Here is a 17,704-nt window from a genome sequence, read left to right as displayed (position 1 = left end):
TTTCGCTATATGACTAAATTATTTATCTTTATCTTGAATGTCTGAGTGAATGGTTTGCATTTTTGCTTCGACATCTGAGATTTCTACTGCACATTCTTTAAGTTTATCTTTATAGTCCTCAGTATTGGTATTATTTTTATAACGAATTTTATGTTCTAAACTTGCCCACATGTCCATACCTATTGTTCGAATTTGAATTTCTACTGGTGTAGCCTCTACTCTATCGGCTAGAAAAACTGGAATCGACACGACTATATGAAGACTGCGATAACCATTTTCTTTTGGATGTTCAATATAATCTTTACGTTTAAGTAATTTAACGTCCTCTTGTTTTAATAATAACTTCTCAATCACATAAATATCTTCAAGATAATTACACACCACACGGATACCAGCGATATCTAAAATATTTGCTTTCGCTGTTTCCGCATCTATAGTTAAACCTTTACGTTGCAATTTTTTAACTAAACTCGTCATTTCTTTGACGCGACGTTCCATATGATGAATTGGATTATGTTTGTAAATATGATTAAAATTGTCATCTAAAATATCTAATTTTGTACTAATCTCTTTTAATGCAGAAGAGTATAAATGATCGAGTTCTACAAAACCCACGAGTTTATCGAATGCTTCATCTCCATTCTTAAACTTATTAATATTTTCTTTGAATTCACTGCGTAACTCTTCAATGTACAATGATGGTTTTCTCTCTACGTACATATTTGTTGCCTCCTTTAATCATCACTGTATATTATATCTAACTCTTAAGTGAACTAAAAATGATAACCTAGACTTTACGCTACTCATTTAGTCTGAGTCATTTAGTCATAAAAAAAGCCGAATAGCAGGTTTAATTGCTACTCGGACTCTATACATTACTCATCTTTTTGATGTTCAATCACTTGCGTACCACGATTATCAGCAATTTCTTTAGCACGTTGTTTTGCTTCTTTTTTAGTACTAAATGTATCAGACGCTTGTTTTGCATCTTCTGTTTTGACTTTCCATTCATGATCTTCATAATATACATGAACATCTTCATCATTCAGTTCAGGTCGTGCTGATGGATCTTTTTGATGTTGAGTAATATGTTTATGTTTTAATTCTTCTAATTCTTCTTTACTGGCATCTTTGTACCACTTTTCTGCTTGTTTTGTTGCAATAGGAATAGCGTCTCCCTCTTTGTAGCCATCTTTTAACATCGCATTTGCAATATCAATTGCTTTTTTACGCTCTAATTCATCTAAATGTTTCCAAGTTTGTGGATAATCATTCATTGTCCAAGGCATGATGTCACGCTCCTCTATAGTGTTTAGTAAGCTTTACCACCCTATGCTATAATGAAACGTCATACATTGATATTAAGCGTCCACCGTTTTCTGATGATTTGTATGATCAACGTCTTTACGTGTTGCTACACAATTATCTTGTAACTTCATTAAGGCAGATTTTAAATAATTATACTGTGGTAAATCCGTCAATTCTTTTTCATTAAGACTACCGCGTAATTCAAAATGTTTTGCTACATTTTCAAATGTGACAAGATATTCTCCCATTTGTTTTTCTGAAATGCGTTGACGTTGTTTGTCTTGCATTGCACGCATTAACATAAAGCTAATTTCTTCTAAGGCAAAAATACTTGGATAATAATAACGAATGGCCTCTTTACTTGAGAATAATTCACCATTGGCTGAATTGTACACTTGTGTCATGTTATTCATTTTTACAGATAATGATAAACTTTCTGTTCTATCACGTGCTGTATCTTGGTATTTATTTTCTGAAAATAAATATTGGAAAATAACCGCTTCTTTACGTACCACTTCTGCAATCACAGTAGGTAACATGGTTGACGCATTTTTTCGATTAATGATTAAAACACCAATGACCGCAATCACAATCCCGATCAATACGTCAACAATTCGTGTATACGCAATATCAATGGATAAATTACCAGAGGCTAAACCATTTAACAGGATGACTTGTGTTGTAATAAAAATAACTGCAAAAGCATAATTTGCTGCGACAAATCCTTCTGTCATCATAGCAGACAGCCCCATTAAAATGACTGCGACAATTAAATGAGGTTGGAAAAAGAGTATGGCTGATAGAAGTAAAGTCCCTACAATTGTTCCAAGACCACGTGCTAATGAACGGTCTAACATCCGAATCGTCGTTAATCCTAATAATACTGTATGGGCGGATAATGGAATCCAATATGAACGTTGGATATTGAAAAATAACGAGACAAAAATAGCTGCGCCCATAATAACAGCATACGTTAATGCATTGCGGAAAATAATGGAATCGAGTGTTAAGTTTTGAACGATACGTTTACTATATAATGGCTTACGAATACTCGCTTCAGATTCTATTTGTTCTGGTTGTAATTGTGCAATTTCGTCTATTTTAAGTATGTGTTGCATCAAACTTTCAAATGGTTCATCCACATCGACTTTTTTCGTCCATTTTTCTCGTTTTGAAGATAATTTATAGGCATTTCTTGTAATCATATCCATCATCTCAATCAGTTCTTGAGGGATGGGACGAATATTTTTTTCATTTAGTTCAAGTAACTCAGCATAAATTCCTTGGGCTGACGTATGCAGAAGCAATAACTTTTCAAAGCGAGAACTTAACTTTTCACTCATCGCAGTAGTCGATGTAATCAATAGTTTCTCTGAATTTTTAAATTTCGTTACTGTGTCTTGTGAAATGTCTTTAAATTTTTCAGCATCATTAAAGTGATGCATTAAATTATTAATCGTCTGAAAGTCAGAGGTAATCGCTCGATCTTCAGCTTTTTGTTTTTGGAATACAATAGTTAAAATGACGACTAATGTCGCTAACATTCCTCCAATAAAAATCGCTAAGCCACGAATCGGTGCTTGTTCTGGAGCGTCAGGTAAGTTACTGGATAAGCAAAATGTAACTAAAAAGAATGTGGATGAAGGACCCGCAATTTTTAACACATTAAATACATAGAATGGAATGACAGTAACGATTAATAATAATACGCCGTACAGAACTGGCTGATTGACAGTTAATGTTCCAAGCATCATACAAATGGTAAAGGATAACGTACAAATAATGACTGTTCTTAACATGGATTGTGCTGAACCTTTAAATACATAGGTATGTGCCAAAGTTCCAGTTGCTACGAGTAGACCAAAACTAAAATGTCCTAGTAAATACCCTATCAATGTTGGGATAATCATTAATAATCCTTGGCGTATACCTTTCCATAGATTAATTTTAGGCTTATCAAACCTTATTAATGAAGCAATCACATGTCCCACTACTATCTTTCCTTTCATTTTTCATACATCTTATCATAACATGAAAAACGCCTTGCCTAAGCACAAATATCACTTAGACAAGGCAAGTTTAGTTATTATTTTGTTTCTGCTACATCAATGACAGGTTCTTCAGCGACATATTTTCCTATATTTTCACTAAATGCTTTGAAATGATCTGAATGGTTATGTGCTTGAACCGCTTCTTGGTCTTTATAATTTTCAACAACAACGAATGTGTTACGTTCGGCTACATCTTCATAATGTGAATAAAATGTATTTCCTGGTTCTTGACGTGAACTTTGAACTAATTTATTCATTAAATCTAAATAGTCACTACGCACATCTTCTTTGATTTTAAGCTTCGCATTAATAATTATCATATAATCACCTTCCAAATATAATTATAACGTTTTACCCGTCTATTATAAAAAGAAAACAATAGTAAGAAGAGAGGTAGCATGTATTTTCAATTCAATGTTATGTAAAACGTGTTTTCTTGATTAAAAAGTATATCGCTATAAATCTAATTTATTTTTGTATTTGAACTCTATTAAAAAAGGTTGTAGAATAAAAATGAAGCAAAAATGCTGATGTTTATTTTAAACACAACTGAATAAACGATCCACTGGAAGTGCCTTTGTTTAAGGCTGAGAGTAAAGAACGAACTTTATAATTCCTGGAACCTGATCCAGTTTGTACTGGCGTAGGAAAGTGGCGACTAGGATATCGTAAAGTTAAGCAAAACGCTATTTCCCTACTGCAGGGAAATAGCGTTTTTTGTTTACTAAGGAGTGGTGTTCATTTTTATAGCGATAACGAAATATAAAGATTTAACCAATGATGATTTACAACATTTTCTTGATATCTCGGATGGAATAGATGGGTTATTGTTTCGTACTCCCATGTCATCAAGTGACTTGTCTTCATTTTTAAAAACACTTATAGAAAAAGGATTTCATAAATCAAAAATCATTATTCATAGTGATGTACATTTACTTGAACAACTTCATCTCTCTCATATTCATTTTCGAGAAATGGATGAAGATGCATTTAGCTATAAATCCATACATCCAGAGATTGAAGTGAGTATGTCTACACATTCAATTGAATCTGTTAAAGCAGCTTATGAACACGATCTTGATTATGTTTTTTTTGGACACATTTTTAAGACACCTTCAAAACCTAATCAATTGCCTCGATCAAAAGCAGAGATTCAACGTGTGCTAGAGATTCCTATTCCAATTTATGCCATTGGAGGTATCACTGAAAAAACGATTCCTCAATTACCTCATGGTTTTAAAGGAATTTGTGCGATTTCTTTTTTTATGAACGCATCTTTACAACAAATTGAACTGTTGCGAAAGGAGTGGTTGAAAGATGCATGATGTTTTAATCATAGGTTCGGGCGTGATTGGCATGTCTATTGCGCGACAATTAAGCCAATCTCACCTTGACATTGCACTTATCGATCGTGACGTGCCAGGTAAACACGCGTCATATAAAGCAGGTGGCATGTTAGGTGCTCAAAATGAATTTACTGAAGATACTGATTTATTTAGACTTGCTCTTGAATCACGAAGTCTCTTTCCACAATTATGTCAAGATTTAGAAGATGAGACAGGTATTGATATTCAGTTTCAAAATTCAGGATTAATTAAAGTGGCTAATCGTCCTGAAGATGTTGAAAGTTTAGAAAAGCAGTATCAATTTTTAAGCGGTTTAGATTCTAGCGTCATTGTTCTTTCAGATGAGGAACTTACTCATTTAACGAATGGTACAGTAACATCAAGTGAAATGGCTATTTACATTCCACAAGATGGACAAATTAATGCCAATCACTACACTAAAGCTTTATTTACAGCTTTAAAGCAACGTCAAATTAAGCGATATTTTAATACAGAGGTACAATCTGTTCATCGCCAAAATGGGTACTACGATGTTGAAACGTCACAAGGCACATTACAAGCTAAGAAAGTCATTGTGGCAGCGGGCGCATGGACATCTAAATTATTAACTCAATACTCATTACCTAGAGATGTCGTCGGTGTAAAAGGTGAAGTCTTACTGATTGAAAATGATCATTTGGATTTAAAAGAAACCGTATTTATGACCAATGGCTGTTACATCGTACCAAAATATCCAAATCGTTTCTTAATTGGTGCCACAAGCGAGTTTGATAACTATTCAGTTGGTAATACAGACGATGGTATCTCTTGGTTACACCACTTTGCAAATGAACGTATACCAGAACTCGCACACGGCAAAGTCATTAAACAATGGTCTGGTGTCCGTCCATATACTGAAGGAGAAATACCGATAATGGACCGTATTGATGAAGATTTATATGTGATTTCTGGTCATTATCGTAACGGTATTTTACTTTCGCCTATTATTGGTCGTGATATCGCCAATTGGATACTCACCGGTGTTAAACCGCGTCGATATGAATCATTTAGTGCTTCAAGGAGGTTAAATCATGAAGTGTATCATTAATGGGGACGCATTCAATTTTGATTCAGAACAATCTATTACATCTGTACTTGAATCTCTTGAATTAGATCCTAAACGTGTCATTGTCGAACAAAATAAAACTTTAATTAAACAAGAAGACTACGATCAACATACAGTACGTGAAGATGATCGATTAGAATTATTAGAATTTGTTGGAGGCGGATAAAATGTTTAACATTGGACCATTAGAAATTAAATCTCGTTTATTATTAGGTACAGGAAAATTTGAAGATGAAGCTACGCAAACAAAAGCGATTGAAGCAGCAGAAGCGAATGTGCTGACTTTTGCTGTAAGACGTATGAATTTATATGATAAAAACTTACCTAATCCATTAGCAAATATTAATCTTAAAGACTTTATTACTTTTCCAAATACAGCCGGCGCTAAAACTGCTGAAGAAGCGATTCGTATCGCTGAAATTGCAAAACATGCTGGCGTATGTGACATGATTAAAGTCGAAGTGATTGGTGACGATGAAACATTGTTACCTGATCCATTTGAAACATATGAAGCATGTAAAGTGTTATTAGAAAAAGGTTATATCGTATGTCCTTACATTTCTAATGATGTCGTATTAGCGAAACGTTTAGAAGAATTAGGTGTTCATGCTGTCATGCCACTTGCTTCTCCAATTGGTACTGGACGTGGTATTAATAACCAACTTAATTTAAGTTACATTATTAAAAATTCAAATGTTCCCGTTATTGTGGATGCTGGTATTGGTTCACCAAAAGATGCGTGTCATGCGATGGAATTAGGCGCTGATGCTATTCTTTTAAACACTGCAGTTTCAGGTGCAAAAGACCCTGTTAAAATGGCTGAAGCAATGAAACTTGGTATTCATGCAGGTCGTCTCTCATATGAATCAGGACGTATTCCAGTAAAATATACAGCCCAAGCATCAAGCCCTACTGAAGGTTTAGGATTCTTATAATGCAACGCTATAACCGTCAATTGCGTTACCATGCATTTGGAGAGGATGGCCAAACTGCCCTCTCCAATGCAACCATTTTAATACTTGGTGCAGGCGCGTTAGGAAGTCACGTTGCGGAGCTTTTAGCACGTATGGGTGCACATCATTTAGCCATTGTCGATATGGATATCGTTGAATTATCTAATTTACATCGCCAAGCACTCTATACTGAAGATGATGCTCATCATATGGTCCCTAAAGTTCACGCAGTTAAACAAAAGATTGAACACATTAATTCAAATGTAAATGTTCAAACTTATTATCAAGAAATTGACTCTACAACTATTGAGGATATTTTAAAAGCCGTCAATCCTGATATTGTCATTGATGGTATGGATCATTTCAAAATTCGTTATCTTATTAATGAAGCCTGTCACAAACATCATATTCCGTGGGTGTATGGTGCTGCTGTAGGCAGTAAAGGTACCGTTTACGGCATTGATTTCAAAGGACCTTGTTTGAAATGTTTATTAAAACAAATTCCAACCAGTGCAGAGAGTTGTGCTATTAACGGCGTATTACCACCTGTGATTACACAAGTAGCAAGCTATGAGGTCACAGAAGCGATTCGTTATTTATCTGGTCATGGATTTTCTCATAAGTTAATTACTCTTGATGCATTTAACATTGATTATAAAGCAATGAATATCGATGTTTTAAAAGATGCTGAATGTGACGTATGTGGTAAAGCTCATTACGAATTATTAGAAACGAAACAACAACAGAAGATTGAAAGCTTATGTGGAAAAACCTATTTATTTAGATATCAACCTACTGCTTTTGACTATGCTGAACATTTCCCAGGTGATATTGTAAAATCAACCTCATTTGCAAAGCTAATTAAAGACGGTAATTATGAAATCACCTTATTCAAAGATGGTAGAATGAATGTTTATGGCGTTGAAGATGATAATGAAGCAGAACAATTGTATCATCAATATTTAAAGTCCTTAAAATGAGTTGTACAATCCTTATAAAGTTATAACAAGCAATTCATAGTAAATTCTTATATAATGAATTTACTATGAATTTTTTATTCGAGTAATGTTTAATAACGGAGGATTTTTAATTTTATAATGGAACAAATTATTACCAATTTTATAGGCCAATGGGGTTATGCAGCCATTTTTATTCTTATTTTATTAGAAAATGTCTTACCTGTTGTTCCTTCTGAAATTATATTAACATTTGCAGGTTTAATGTCAGTTAAATCAGGTCTTTCAATTTTAGTTTTATTTATTATTTCAACAATCGCTTCATTTATTGGTTTACTTATTTTGTATTATTTATGTCGTTTAATTAAAGAAGAAAGTATTTATCGATTTGTTGATAAATATGGTAAATGGTTCAAACTTAAAGGAAATGATGTGAAACGTGCTAACGACTGGTTTAAACGTTATGGTGCGTGGGCAGTGCTATTATGTCGTTTCATTCCTGTTTTACGTGTATTAATCACTATTCCAGCAGGTATCAATAAAATGAACGTTGCAACATTTACGATGTTATCATTACTAGGTACAACGATTTGGAACTTTGCCTTAATTTTACTTGGTCGTCTTCTTAGCGATAGTTTCGACGTATTAATGTCTGGTATTCATACCTATTCTTACTTTATGTATGTGATTCTTATCATTATTATTCTATATGTACTCTATCGTCTATTCTTCAAAAAAAATAACGCTAAATAAGTACATTACTTTTACTTTCAAATTAAATTTACAACAATTTAAGCATCACTGTTGAAAAAGTGATGCTTTTTAACGATAATTTATGTAAGCGGTTTTATTACTCAGCTTACTATTTAATAAATTTCCCATACAGGAGTGAAATCAAATGTCTCAATCTACGGAAAGTGAATTAAAGAAAAAGTATTTAGATTTACTATCTCAGCAATTTGATAGTCCTGAAAAACTTGCAACAGAAATTATTAATCTAGAATCCGTTTTAGAATTACCAAAAGGTACTGAACACTTCGTCAGCGATCTTCATGGTGAATATAAATCGTTCCAACACGTATTAAGAAATGGCTCTGGTAATGTCCGTGCTAAAATTAACGATATCTTTGCAGGTAATATATCCCAAAAAGAAATAGATGATTTAGCTGCGCTAGTGTATTATCCAGAAGAAAAATTAAAGCTCATTAAGAATGACTTTAATTCAAAACGTGAGTTAAATGAATGGTATATCTTAACAATCGAACGTTTGATTGATTTAATCACGTATTGTTCTTCAAAATATACGCGTTCAAAACTACGTAAAGCCTTACCTTCAGAGTATACATATATCGTTGAAGAGTTGCTTTATAAAAATAACGAATTTAATAATAAAAAATCGTATTATGAAACACTCTTAAATCAAGTTATCGAGCTTGAGCAATCAGATGATTTAATTATTGGATTATCTTATACCATCCAACGTCTTGTCGTCGATCACCTTCATGTTGTGGGTGATATCTACGACCGTGGTCCAGAACCTGACAAAATTATGGATACATTAATTGACTACCATTCTGTTGATATTCAATGGGGTAATCATGATGTACTTTGGATTGGAGCTTATGCAGGTTCTAAAGTGTGTTTAGCCAATTTACTACGTATATGTGCACGCTATGATAACTTAGATATTATTGAAGATGCATATGGTATTAATTTAAGACCTCTCCTCACTTTAGCTGAAAAATATTACGATGGCGATAACCCAGCGTTCAAACCGAAAAAACGTCCTGATAAAAAAGTGGGCTTATCTAAACTCGAAGAAGCACAAATCACTAAGATTCACCAAGCCATTGCAATGATTCAATTTAAACTTGAAATGCCAATTATTAAACGTCGCCCAAGTTTTGAAATGGAAGATCGTTTAGTTTTAGAAAAAATAAATTATGATACAAACGAAATTACAATTTATGGTAAAACGTATCCTTTAAAAGATACTTGCTTTAGTACAGTGGACCCTAAAGACCCTGCAACATTATTACCAGAAGAAGAAGATGTTGTTAATAAATTATTACTGTCTTTCCAACAATCTGAAAAATTAAAACGTCATATGGCCTTTCTAATGCAAAAAGGTAAATTATACCTCCCTTATAATGGTAATCTTCTTATTCATGGGTGCATTCCTGTAGATGATCATGGTGAAATGGAAGCTTTTGAAATTGAAGGTGTAAAACATAAAGGCCGTGATTTATTAGATGTCTTTGAACGTCACGTACGCTTAGCATTTAGCGACAAAGAGAAAACAGATGATTTATCTACGGATCTTGTATGGTATTTATGGACAGGTAAATATAGTTCTTTATTTGGTAAACGTGCTATGACTACATTTGAGCGCTACTTCATTGAAGATAAAGCGTCTCATAAAGAACCGAAAAACCCGTATTATTACTTACGTGAAGATGTAGATATGATTCGCAAAATGCTAAAAGATTTCGGACTTAATCCTGATGAAGGTCGTATTATCAATGGACATACACCAGTAAAAGAAATCGATGGCGAAGATCCTATTAAAGCCAATGGTAAGATGTTAGTCATTGATGGTGGATTCTCAAAAGCGTATCAATCTACTACAGGTATCGCAGGTTACACGTTACTTTACAATTCATTTGGTATGCAGCTTGTAGCACACCAATTCTTTGATTCTAAAGAGAATGTCTTATCTGATGGTGCTGATGAACTATCAGTACGACGTGTCGTTGATGAAGAATTACAACGTAAAAAAATTAGAGATACGAATGTCGGTAAAGACATTATGGAACAAATTCGCATGTTAAAATTATTAATGCACGACAGATATTTAAAATAAACCTATAATCATAATGCCCAGCAACAGTTCAAATGAACTGTCGCTGGGCATTTTTATTATTTATATACGTTTCTTAAAATACCATAAGTTCCATTGTCGTACTCATCCATTGATTTTGTACTCCTATGGAATGTCGCTTCTTTATCGTCATTAATGTGATAAATAATCATATCTTTATCTGTAATATCATGATATGAAGAGGCTGGAACTTCGACAATATTTTGATTCGTAATCACATTGTCAAACCATCTTGGACTATGCTTTTCATCGAATAAAATATGATTACGAAGCGGTCCATTTAAATTATTACGTGCTTGATCATCTGTAAAGGATACTGGCATCATATTTACATTATTTAATCCAAATTCTGGAACTAACTCATTAAATGCAAGACTATTAAAAATAAATGATTTGGTCATTAATAAGCATTTGTTATAGCGAATTAAGTCTGCATACATACGATCACTACTTGATAATAAATTTCCTTTAAAAATTTCAAAACCGAGTTCTTCAGCTTTATCAGAAGTGTTACTAAACAAGTTAAACACCATCACTGGAATACCATGCGATTGTAACTGTCTACCTAAGTGATAAGAAAATTCGCTCTCACCTACTAAAATGACACCTGGAGGTTCAGTACTTGCTAAACCAAGCATTTTACTTATTGGTGTAAAGCTAAAACCATATATGACTACGGTAATAAATACTAAACCAAATGTTACCGGTGTAATATAAGATGCCATTTTCATATTATCATTTAAGAATAATCCACCGAAAAATTGTGCTACAGTTAATACGACAATCCCTCTTGGTGCCATCATGGCTACAAGCGCACGCTCTTTTTTAGTGATTTCAGTACCAATGGTAGATAATAAAACAGCAATTGGACGTACTAACACAATCATGACAAGTGAGAAAATCACAAGCTTCCATGATAATACATTCATCAATACAGATGGTGTTAATGATGATGTAATTAAAATAAACACCGTTGAAACTAGAATAGAAGACATATTTTCAATAAAATGATCTGACTCTTTATAAATTAAATCATGTCGTTTATAACGTGCCATCATTAATCCAAAAATGGTTACTGCTAATAAACCAGATTCATCGAGAATTTGGTCACAGATGCTAAACACGAGCAATATAAACACCAATTGAATGGAAGGCATTAAATTTTGTGGTATGACATCGCGTTGGATGAGCCAATTGAAGAAGAATGAAGCACCAAAGCCAATTAATGCTACAACCAACATTTTAAAAATAAATATAAAGAGTAATTGGAAACCAAAACCTTGTCCAATTATTTGATACACATAAAATGCAGCTAATGCTAGTATTGGACCAAGTGGATCAAGTATAATACTTTCCCAACGTAAGACAGTATCTACACTGTTTCTAACTTTGGCTTGTTTTAACAGTGGCTGAATCACTGTTGGTCCAGTAATAAGAAGTAATCCTCCCATAACAATAGCGATAGAAATAGGAAAACCTAAAATTTTATGTAAGGCAATGGCGCCAAGCACCCATGCAATTGTGGCGCCTAGCGTAATAATACGTATAACCGCCTTAGAAATGCCTTTTAATTCTCTAAAATCTAAATTACTACTTCCTTCAAATAATATGATTGCTACCGCAAGAGATACAATTGGACTAAATACCTCTGAACCTAGCGTATGCTCAGGATTTGCTAGTCCTAATATGGGTCCCACTAATAAACCAACAATCGACATTACTACAATCGAAGGCCATTTAATTCGATTTGCTAACCATTGACTGAAGATACCTAATGCAAGAAATAATACAATAACTAGCATTACAGGTAAATCAAATAACATATCTACACCTTCCTTATTTAAATTGAATATATTGCAATATCCTATCAAACTTTACTGAATACTGTATAGTATATTTATTACATTTTTTAATAACATTTATATGAGAACTATAAACTATTATATACCCCATATAACTTAAAATTTATACAAATTCTTTCGAATGTATTTTTGAGAAATACAATGTTCATTACAAGTAAACTTTAATATTTATTTTTAACAAAATGTCCTTTAAAATAGATTAATATATTCTCATGTGTTTGATTTAGAAAGGATTTTTAAAAATGAAAGTTTTAAAAGAATCGATGATCGTAGCATTTGCCTTTGTAGGTGTTGTCGTTGGTGCTGGTTTTGCTACGGGTCAAGAAATATTCCAATTTTTCACAAGTAACGGTCAATTCAGTGTATTAGGGATTATTATTACAGGATTAATCATCACACTTGGCGGTATGTTCGTCTTAAATACTGGTTACAACATAAAATCACATAATCATTCAGAATCCATTCATTACTACTTGCATCCTATGATTGCTCGATTATTTGATATTGTTCTAACATTATTTTTGTTTTCACTCGCTATTATTATGAGCGCGGGCGGTGCATCTACAATTCAAGAAAGTTTTCATTTACCTTATTGGCTTAGTTCACTTATTCTCGTAAGTCTTATTTTGGTTACATTATTTTTAAAATTTGATCGTTTAATTGCAGTACTAGGTATCGTTACACCTTTCTTAGTTATCGTCGTCACAATTATTGCGATATATTATCTTGCAACTGGCCATCTTGACTTTGAAAGTGCAAATCAATATGCACAGCATAAATCATCTATTTCACTTGGATGGTGGTTTGATGGTATCAATTATGCCAGTTTACAAATTGCTGCTGCCTTCAGTTTTCTAAGTGTAATGGGGGGACGTTTACATGACCAACGTGCTTCTATTTGGGGTGGATTAATTGGTGGCGTCATTATTACATTTTTACTTTTAATGATTAATTTAGGCTTAATTACAAAATTTAATGATATTAAATCCGTAGCGCTTCCAACCTTATTATTGGCACGACATATCTCACCTATTTTGGGAACTATCATGTCTATTATTATGATTCTAGTTATTTATAATACTATTGTAGGCTTAATGTACGCATTCGCCTCTCGTTTCACAACACCGTTTTCAAAACAATATTTTGTACTTATTATCGTCATGACAATCGTGACGTTCATTTGTACATTTATCGGCTTTATTTCACTCATTGGCAAAGTATTTCCAATTATGGGGTTATTTGGCTTTATTCTACTCATTCCTATTTTATATAAAGGGGTTAGACATTTTAAATATTCAAAAAAAGAAGGTTCAAAGGGAGCACATTAATCTCCTTTTGAATCTTTTATTTTTATAGATTAAATTTAATACTTTACGGGAATAATAGGTATGGAGGTGTCGTTAATGACCAATCAACTATTTATTAATAATGAATTTGTAGAAAGTAAGTCAAACGAAACAATGGACGTGATTAATCCTGCTACGGGAGAAACAATCGATACGATTACATTCGCTACTGAAGAAGAGGTAAACGACGCAATTGAAAAATCTAAACACGCTCAACTTGAATGGGAAAAAGTACCAGCTTCTACACGTGCTGAGCATGTAAAATTATTAATTCCTTTACTTGAACAACATAAAGATGACATTGCTCATTTATACGTTAAAGAACAAGGTAAAACAATAGTACAAGCTAAAGGTGAAATTGATAAATCAATAGAATTCATTGATTATATGGCAAGTTTAAGTATGAGTAACAAAGGTGAAGTATTACAAAATAGTATAGTAAATGAAACTATTCAACTGACAAAAAAACCAATCGGTGTGACGGCTGGTATTGTACCTTGGAATGCTCCAATTTTAGTGCTTATGCGTAAAGTGATTCCAGCTATTGTAACGGGTTGTTCTGTCGTTATCAAACCAAGTGAAGAAACAACATTATTAACATTAAAAATCGCTGAACTTTTCCGTGATTCAACTATTCCAGCTGGTCTTATTCAAATCGTTCCAGGTACTGGCGAAACAGTTGGAACACAATTGGCAACTCATAAAGATATTCAACTTGTTTCATTAACAGGTAGTATGGGAGCAGGTAAAGCTGTATTCAAAAACGCAGCTGACAGCATTAAAAAACTTAACTTAGAACTAGGTGGAAATGCGCCTGTTCTTGTCACACAACACGCTGACTTAGATAAAGCTGTTGATTATATCGTTACTGCACGTATTAATAACGCTGGTCAAGTATGTACATGTCCAGAACGTATCTTTGTTCATGAAGATGTACATGATGACTTTATTAACAAAGTGAAAGATAAAATGGATGCGCTTCAAGTTGGAGATCCATATGATGAAAACACTGACTATGGTGCAATCATTAATCAAAAACAATTAGATAGTATTGATGATAAAGTTCAAGAAGCAGTAAAAAATGGAGCAGATTTAGTGTTAGGTGGTTATAAATTAGACCGTGAAGGATTCTTCTACGCTCCTACTATTTTAGATCATGTAAAAACGACTGATAGTGCTTTTAAAGAAGAAATTTTTGGTCCTGTTCTTGCTATAACTACGTATACAAACTTTGATGACGTTATTGATATGGCAAATGATACTAACGCTGGTCTATCATCTTATATTTTCTCTGAAAACTTAAAAGAAATTATGACAGCTACTGAACGTTTAAAATTTGGAGAAGTGTATGCGAATTGTGAGGCAGAAGAAGCAGTCAATGGTTATCACGCAGGTTGGAGAGAATCTGGCCTTGGTGGTGCAGATGGTATTCATGGTTTTGAAGAATATTACAATACAACTGTAAGTTATATTAGATGGTAAATTAAAAATAAAAAAAGAGAGCAAGAAAGAATGGCGTTACATTCTTTTTTGCTCTCTTTTTATTTATTTAATGCTTTATCAAGGGCTTGAATATTTTTTTTCATAATAGATTGAAACGTGAGTGTTTGGTCTTCTGATTGAGATTGAGACAATACTGCTAAATTATTAAAATTTATAGGTTGTGTTTGTGTCTCTTGACGAATCACATCGGTTATTTTTGAAGAAATATTTTGTTCATATAAAATATACGGTTCATGTGTGTCTTTTATTTGATTAATGAGCGCTAAGATGTCTTTCTGACTTGGCTCTTTATTATTCATACCACTAACCCCTTTTTGTTCGAAGTGATAACGTCGCGCTAAATATCCTAATGAATCATGAGAAATAATTACTTTATCTCGTTTAGGACGCGTCGTTATATTAGATAATGTATGGTCAATTTGTTTTAAATCTTCAACTAATTGTTTATAGTTATGCTCATAATATATACGATGTGTAGGATCTTTGTGAACTAAATCATCTTTAATTTTCTTTGCGAATTGTTGATCTAGTATTGGATCAAGCCAAACATGAGGATCATATGATGTTGCTTCATGATGATGTCCATGTTCATCGTGATCATCGTCTTCATTCAAAAGGATTTGTTTATTTAAACTATTTGCAACCGCCAATTTCATATCATTATTATTCATTGATTTTGTGATTTTAGCCGCTACTGGATCAAGATGATCACTTGAATAAACAAATAAATCACTCTTTGCAATATTAATCATATCGCGTTGACTAGGTTCATATGTATGCATATCAGCACCCGGTGGATAAATCGTATCTACATCCACATATTTACCACCAATTTGTTTTGTAAAGCTTTCAAACGCAAAAACCGTAGTATAAATTTTCAATTTATTCTCAGTTGTTACCTTTTTATGTTTGTGAGTGATATCGCGATTTGTACTACAAGCAGATAATATGAGGCACAAACACATTAAACTGATGATTGCGATCATCTTCTTCACACAAACCCCTCCAAAACGTAATAATTTCGTTCTCAACTATATCTGTTCTTTTATAAAAAAGCAATGACTTTGTATTTAAATTTTTTATAATTTTTATATTCTAAATTTTATTTATGTAATGTTTTAATTTAGCGGAAATGTGATAAATAATACTAAGACATTATATAAGGAGTGAAGTAATATGGCTGAAGAAATTAAACAAGGTAACAATAAATTTTATGTAGGTGAAGACGAAAATAATCCTAAAGCAGAAATCACTTACAAACAAGTTGATAACAATGAAATTGAAATCGATCACACTGGTGTATCTGATGAATTAGGTGGTCAAGGTTTAGGAACTAAATTAGTTGATGCAGTTGTAGAACATGCTCGTCAAAATAACTTAAAAATTATCGCTTCTTGTCCATTTGCAAAAGATGTATTAGAAAAAAATGATAGTTACCAAGATGTTTATTTAGGATAAAAGTAAAATATCATCCTCTAGAGAATGATTCTCTAGAGGATTTTTTAATCAAGTTATTTATCTTGTCTCTTAGTAACTATTCTAGTATATTTAATATACTTAGTATAAAAAAGAGAGGCTATGATACATGACTACATTTCATTCAAAAGAAGCAATGCAAGTGACGAACGTCACTTTAAATGTTAAAGATTTAAACAAAATGAATCACTTTTATTCTGAAGTACTCGGTTTTTCTATTAAAAAGAAAACTGACACACAAACTATTTTTAATGTTGGAGAACATGGTCACACGTTAACGCTTCATCTTTTAGATCATGGACGTCATCCTGAATTTAGAGAAGCTGGCCTTTTTCATATCGCTTATTTATTACCTTCACGACAAGATTTAGCTAACTTCCTATATCATATGAGTAGTTTAAATCAGCCTGTTGGTGGCGGTGACCATTTAGTAAGTGAAGCACTATATTTCAATGACCCAGAAGGTAATGGTATTGAAGTCTATCAAGATCGCCCTTCTAGTGGTTGGGAATGGGAGAATGGCTTTATTAAAATGGATACTCTTGAAGTTGATGCACAAGATTTAATTTCACATCGTACTGAAAATGGTTGGCAAGGTTTTCCATCAGATGGAAAACTAGGACATCTCCATTTAAAAACACATAATTTGGTAGAGGCTCGTCAATTCTATATTGATCAACTTGGTTTTGAACATATTTCAAATCTCCCTCAAAGTTTATTTATTTCTACACAACACTATCATCATCACATTGCTGTGAATACATGGCAATCTAATCAAGTGAATCCAGACAATAAGAACACTTATGGATTAACACATATTGATATCTATCAACCTCACGCTAAAGAAACGAATTTAACATCACCTGAAGGGTTTAGTATGACTATTCATGGAGATGTGAGTGTAGTTCCTGATTAAA

At 33.0% G+C, this 17,704-nt stretch carries 17 protein-coding genes and 1 riboswitch; of the genes, 11 read left to right on the top strand and 6 right to left on the bottom strand.

Annotation, left to right across the window (positions count from 1 at the left end; genetic code table 11):
- Positions 1–18: 18 nt before the first annotated feature.
- From HMPREF2647_RS07230 to HMPREF2647_RS07215, 4 genes are all read right to left on the bottom strand, one after another.
- Positions 19–720, bottom strand: a complete 702-nt coding sequence (locus tag HMPREF2647_RS07230; RefSeq protein WP_048762219.1) for a GTP pyrophosphokinase — start codon at positions 718–720, stop codon at positions 19–21.
- 155 nt (positions 721–875) lie between these two features.
- Positions 876–1,289 carry a DUF2188 domain-containing protein gene (locus tag HMPREF2647_RS07225; RefSeq protein WP_049434393.1) on the bottom strand — a complete coding sequence of 138 codons (414 nt, stop codon included), beginning with the start codon at positions 1,287–1,289 and terminating at the stop codon, positions 876–878.
- A gap of 72 nt (positions 1,290–1,361) precedes the next feature.
- Positions 1,362–3,299, bottom strand: a complete 1,938-nt coding sequence (locus HMPREF2647_RS07220) for an FUSC family protein (protein WP_170999980.1) — start codon at positions 3,297–3,299, stop codon at positions 1,362–1,364.
- 95 nt (positions 3,300–3,394) lie between these two features.
- Positions 3,395–3,679 carry a putative quinol monooxygenase gene (locus tag HMPREF2647_RS07215; protein ID WP_048679552.1) on the bottom strand — a complete coding sequence of 95 codons (285 nt, stop codon included), beginning with the start codon at positions 3,677–3,679 and terminating at the stop codon, positions 3,395–3,397.
- Positions 3,680–3,916: 237 nt separating this feature from the next.
- Positions 3,917–4,026: riboswitch (TPP riboswitch) on the top strand.
- Between the two features lie 67 nt (positions 4,027–4,093).
- Here HMPREF2647_RS07215 and HMPREF2647_RS07210 point away from each other — a divergent pair.
- From HMPREF2647_RS07210 to HMPREF2647_RS07180, 7 genes are all read left to right on the top strand, one after another.
- Complete coding sequence (locus HMPREF2647_RS07210; protein WP_054105874.1) at positions 4,094–4,684, top strand: thiamine phosphate synthase; 591 nt, start codon at positions 4,094–4,096, stop codon at positions 4,682–4,684.
- Positions 4,677–5,792 carry a glycine oxidase ThiO gene (thiO, locus tag HMPREF2647_RS07205; protein WP_019834973.1) on the top strand — a complete coding sequence of 372 codons (1,116 nt, stop codon included), beginning with the start codon at positions 4,677–4,679 and terminating at the stop codon, positions 5,790–5,792. Before HMPREF2647_RS07210 ends, thiO begins: the two co-directional genes overlap by 8 nt.
- Positions 5,776–5,976 (top strand): sulfur carrier protein ThiS, encoded by a 201-nt coding sequence (thiS, locus tag HMPREF2647_RS07200; RefSeq protein WP_070859795.1) that lies wholly within the window; start codon positions 5,776–5,778, stop codon positions 5,974–5,976. The genes thiO and thiS overlap by 17 nt, the downstream gene beginning before the upstream one ends.
- A gap of 1 nt (position 5,977) precedes the next feature.
- Positions 5,978–6,745: a thiazole synthase gene (locus HMPREF2647_RS07195; RefSeq protein WP_019834971.1), complete on the top strand. Its 768-nt coding sequence runs from the start codon at positions 5,978–5,980 to the stop codon at positions 6,743–6,745.
- On the top strand, positions 6,745–7,743 hold the full coding sequence (locus HMPREF2647_RS07190) for a HesA/MoeB/ThiF family protein (RefSeq protein WP_019834970.1): 999 nt from the start codon (positions 6,745–6,747) through the stop codon (positions 7,741–7,743). The genes HMPREF2647_RS07195 and HMPREF2647_RS07190 overlap by 1 nt, the downstream gene beginning before the upstream one ends.
- A 117-nt stretch (positions 7,744–7,860) precedes the next feature.
- Positions 7,861–8,472, top strand: a complete 612-nt coding sequence (locus HMPREF2647_RS07185) for an undecaprenyl phosphate transporter UptA (protein ID WP_002448460.1) — start codon at positions 7,861–7,863, stop codon at positions 8,470–8,472.
- A 145-nt stretch (positions 8,473–8,617) separates the two neighbouring features.
- Positions 8,618–10,582 carry a fructose-bisphosphatase class III gene (locus HMPREF2647_RS07180; protein WP_070508421.1) on the top strand — a complete coding sequence of 655 codons (1,965 nt, stop codon included), beginning with the start codon at positions 8,618–8,620 and terminating at the stop codon, positions 10,580–10,582.
- 56 nt (positions 10,583–10,638) lie between these two features.
- Here the strand turns inward: HMPREF2647_RS07180 and HMPREF2647_RS07175 are convergent, their stop codons facing one another.
- On the bottom strand, positions 10,639–12,423 hold the full coding sequence (locus HMPREF2647_RS07175) for a cation:proton antiporter (protein ID WP_070508422.1): 1,785 nt from the start codon (positions 12,421–12,423) through the stop codon (positions 10,639–10,641).
- A 281-nt stretch (positions 12,424–12,704) separates the two neighbouring features.
- On the opposite strand from HMPREF2647_RS07175, the gene HMPREF2647_RS07170 reads away from it, so the two are divergent.
- The gene (locus HMPREF2647_RS07170; protein ID WP_017175041.1) at positions 12,705–13,790 is read left to right on the top strand and encodes a YkvI family membrane protein; all 1,086 of its coding nucleotides are present in this window, start codon (positions 12,705–12,707) and stop codon (positions 13,788–13,790) included.
- A 75-nt stretch (positions 13,791–13,865) separates the two neighbouring features.
- Complete coding sequence (gene aldA / locus HMPREF2647_RS07165; RefSeq protein WP_070859793.1) at positions 13,866–15,290, top strand: aldehyde dehydrogenase; 1,425 nt, start codon at positions 13,866–13,868, stop codon at positions 15,288–15,290.
- A gap of 59 nt (positions 15,291–15,349) precedes the next feature.
- Here the strand turns inward: aldA and HMPREF2647_RS07160 are convergent, their stop codons facing one another.
- Positions 15,350–16,306, bottom strand: coding sequence for a metal ABC transporter solute-binding protein, Zn/Mn family (locus tag HMPREF2647_RS07160; RefSeq protein ID WP_070859791.1), 957 nt, complete (start codon positions 16,304–16,306; stop codon positions 15,350–15,352).
- A 181-nt stretch (positions 16,307–16,487) separates the two neighbouring features.
- Here HMPREF2647_RS07160 and HMPREF2647_RS07155 point away from each other — a divergent pair, with 181 nt between their 5' ends.
- A complete protein-coding gene (locus HMPREF2647_RS07155) occupies positions 16,488–16,769 on the top strand; it encodes a GNAT family N-acetyltransferase (protein ID WP_002448625.1) in 282 nt (93 codons plus the stop codon).
- Between the two features lie 127 nt (positions 16,770–16,896).
- Positions 16,897–17,703, top strand: a complete 807-nt coding sequence (locus HMPREF2647_RS07150) for a VOC family protein (protein WP_048762233.1) — start codon at positions 16,897–16,899, stop codon at positions 17,701–17,703.
- Position 17,704: the final 1 nt, after the last annotated feature.

The organism is Staphylococcus sp. HMSC035D11 (assembly GCF_001836075.1).
GTDB lineage: Bacteria > Bacillota > Bacilli > Staphylococcales > Staphylococcaceae > Staphylococcus > Staphylococcus hominis.
The sequence above is the reverse complement of the archived record's forward strand: the minus strand, read 5'-3'. Positions and strand labels throughout refer to the sequence as shown.

Coding starts and splice junctions, on each gene's coding strand:
- HMPREF2647_RS07230 (WP_048762219.1), bottom strand. CDS start 720: ATGTACGTAGAGAGAAAACCATCATTGTACATTGAAGAGTTACGCAGT.
- HMPREF2647_RS07225 (WP_049434393.1), bottom strand. CDS start 1,289: ATGCCTTGGACAATGAATGATTATCCACAAACTTGGAAACATTTAGAT.
- HMPREF2647_RS07215 (WP_048679552.1), bottom strand. CDS start 3,679: ATGATAATTATTAATGCGAAGCTTAAAATCAAAGAAGATGTGCGTAGT.
- thiO (WP_019834973.1), top strand. CDS start 4,677: ATGCATGATGTTTTAATCATAGGTTCGGGCGTGATTGGCATGTCTATT.
- thiS (WP_070859795.1), top strand. CDS start 5,776: ATGAAGTGTATCATTAATGGGGACGCATTCAATTTTGATTCAGAACAA.
- HMPREF2647_RS07195 (WP_019834971.1), top strand. CDS start 5,978: ATGTTTAACATTGGACCATTAGAAATTAAATCTCGTTTATTATTAGGT.
- HMPREF2647_RS07190 (WP_019834970.1), top strand. CDS start 6,745: ATGCAACGCTATAACCGTCAATTGCGTTACCATGCATTTGGAGAGGAT.
- HMPREF2647_RS07185 (WP_002448460.1), top strand. CDS start 7,861: ATGGAACAAATTATTACCAATTTTATAGGCCAATGGGGTTATGCAGCC.
- HMPREF2647_RS07180 (WP_070508421.1), top strand. CDS start 8,618: ATGTCTCAATCTACGGAAAGTGAATTAAAGAAAAAGTATTTAGATTTA.
- HMPREF2647_RS07175 (WP_070508422.1), bottom strand. CDS start 12,423: ATGTTATTTGATTTACCTGTAATGCTAGTTATTGTATTATTTCTTGCA.
- HMPREF2647_RS07170 (WP_017175041.1), top strand. CDS start 12,705: ATGAAAGTTTTAAAAGAATCGATGATCGTAGCATTTGCCTTTGTAGGT.
- aldA (WP_070859793.1), top strand. CDS start 13,866: ATGACCAATCAACTATTTATTAATAATGAATTTGTAGAAAGTAAGTCA.
- HMPREF2647_RS07155 (WP_002448625.1), top strand. CDS start 16,488: ATGGCTGAAGAAATTAAACAAGGTAACAATAAATTTTATGTAGGTGAA.
- HMPREF2647_RS07150 (WP_048762233.1), top strand. CDS start 16,897: ATGACTACATTTCATTCAAAAGAAGCAATGCAAGTGACGAACGTCACT.